The organism is Paenibacillus sp. LK1 (assembly GCF_002750415.1).
In the GTDB taxonomy this organism is placed as follows: domain Bacteria; phylum Bacillota; class Bacilli; order Paenibacillales; family Paenibacillaceae; genus Paenibacillus; species Paenibacillus taichungensis.
Map to the genome: position 1 here is coordinate 1 of NZ_PEII01000034.1, position 2666 is coordinate 2666.

The following is a 2666-nucleotide window of genomic DNA, read 5'->3' on the forward strand; positions in this document are numbered from 1 at the left end:
CTAGACCCGCATAGCGGCGAGCATCGCAAGAATCGATGAGTACTGGAGTGAAAAAGACTTTCGGATTATGGCCGAAGGGATTTCAAACTGCACGGGCAACTGGCCTTTCAACCGTTCTTTCTTCCTCGACAGCACCCATAATTTGTTCTGCTTAGAGTGTGTTAATAGGTTAGTCATAGTTATTTTGTGATTGGGTTATGGAAAAACTGGGGACTCGGGATTCTTTTCAGCCTAAATAAAAAAAGCCCGAGTCCTTATTTGGAAACGGGCTTGGAGCACAGAATATCACCTCGTGTTTATCGTGAAATATAATAAGCACCGTTCAAATTAGTGTTACTTTCGAATACCAGCACGTTACCTTCCACCTCGTACCAGCATACCATTTGTCCTCCGGTCTTGGTTGCATTCGGCGTTCCATAGACGGCAATGACATGCTTCAGTTTATTTATATCGAACAGAATATTTCGCAACGTGCGGCCACCTGCATTTTGAATAGAAGCTACATTTACGAGTAAGCCATCTTTGAAGATGAGAGTAGTTCCATCATAATAATACGTGTTGGCTTCCGACAACGGCCTTGCGGTAGGTTTACCATTTTCCATTGAATAATAATTTCCTGAATGATTTTCGATGGCCTCATACAAATCAGGGCGAGCGATAACATCTGCTTCTTTCAGATCTTTGGAAAAAACATGGAGCACTTTGTATTCGAAGCCTTTACCTAAGAGGGAATTCAGAAAACCTCCAGCCATGCCCAATTTTTCGTTCAGTGTCTCCAACGGTACGAAGGTCTGCCCAGCCCAGGTTAATACCGTTTTATCGGATTTGGAGACGGTCATTTGGTAATTACCACGATTGATCGTCAATCCGTTTGCAGTTTTGGACATTGTAGCATCCGCAGCCTTTGCAAAATCGTTCACTTCCACATACCAGCGGTTGTCCTTCGTCAGGAAAGGCCCTTGGCCGGCATAACGCATCGGTTTGCCGTTTACGAGCATTTGTGGTGGAGCTTGCATGGAGATAAGCTTCGATTGGTCGCCCGTGTACTCACCTGTATCGGCTTGTACCAATTGAGAATTTTCCATATTACGGGTAACAATTCCTGTTGGCACATGCAGGTAGTAATCTTTCCTTTCGGCTTGGAATAAAAGAATTGAATTGCCTACTTCCTTATATACTCCACCGCCGATATCCGGAATTTCGGATACAACTTTTGCCGTTTTTGTATCGACGATTCTTATTGTTTTTTCTTTGGCTGTTTGCTGACGAATCAGAACGTAACGTTTGGACTTACTGAATCTTATGGAACTAGAAGCATCTGCACGAGATAATGGCTTGATTGCTGTACTTGTAGAAGTTCGATAACCTACCATGGTATTTTCGTTTTTTGGATTTTTATACGAGACATAGGTAAATGAACCGATTTTATTTTCATAAAAAATATTATTTGGCAGTACGGCAGGAATCTTACTTTTTGTTCGGGTTCCGTCTGCATTTAAAATGAATGTTTCTACTATGTAATTATCATTCCCGTGTGTTTCATAATTTCCTATTTTAGCGAGAACTTTTGGATCATTGGATATTTTTTTGTACTCGGTGTATCTTAAGGTTTGGTCGATTTCCTGTGGATATTCAGCAATACGCGCCAGCAGTTTGTTACTGAGCAGTGAATAGACTCGAATATTTCGTTCTTCAGAGTTTATTTTTCCGTTACCTTCTTGCAAGGTATAGCCTCCAAAGTCATAATACATTTTAAACGGAGGTCGGCTTTTTCCGAACGTTTGTACCTGATTCAAAACGCTTAGTAGGTTGCGCTCGAGATCATATTTATAGATAACATGATTGCTTACTGACTCCTTTTCACCTTTTGCATTTGGTTGTTTGTCTGTCGTTGAATCACAATAAATCGTAAAAGCTAGCGGACCTTTCTCTTTATTCATCACATATGTTCCAAAGTCCCAACCGCAGCCTGGATAAAATGTTTGCTTCAGCGCTGGATCATCTTTTTGGCGAGCGCTCTCCAAATATTGAGCGTCTTTCGATACAGCCCGCGCCTGCTTTGGAAATTCATGAAGTTCAGTCTCCACACGACCGTCATCAAAATAAAACTTCGTTACACGAACTTGAGGTATAACTCTGGATGCTTCCTCCTCGTACTTGAATTCAAATTCGAATTCGGATTTGTACCGCTCTTGTGCTGCTTCTGCTTTTCCGCCTGTAATCGGTAGCAACCCACTAAATAAAATCATAGCTACTATGATCAGAAACTTTGTGGCAAAGCGTACCCTACTCTCTTTCATACTCCATCTCCTTAAAATTGTATATTTGTCGCTAAATTACTCATTATAAGAGAATAAGGGGATAATACCAAGAAGGAAAAGTTTGGACGGTCTTTTTCTCGGATTGGTATTCGACGTGGGACCGAGTCGTAACAAGTGATATCGCCTCAATATCGTGCGCGAAAAATTCTCCTACTAATCGTCTATGGCAGTGTCAATGATCACTGCAGAAACAGATAGGGAACATGAAAATCACGATAAAATGCCGCCATGAGTCCTTAGACCCAGGCGGCATTTCCGCTTAGCTATTCCAATCATCCACAATGTATCAGAATCCTAAACTTCTTCCCCCGTCGCCACCAGATTCTCCTCATAACTAATCCAATC

General features: G+C 41.7%; 1 protein-coding gene. It reads right to left on the reverse strand.

Annotated features, from left to right (window positions below; all coding sequences use genetic code 11):
• Positions 1-296 precede the first annotated feature (296 nt).
• On the reverse strand, positions 297-2300 hold the full coding sequence (locus tag CS562_RS32400) for a hypothetical protein (RefSeq protein WP_099859435.1): 2004 nt from the start codon (positions 2298-2300) through the stop codon (positions 297-299).
• Positions 2301-2666: the final 366 nt, after the last annotated feature.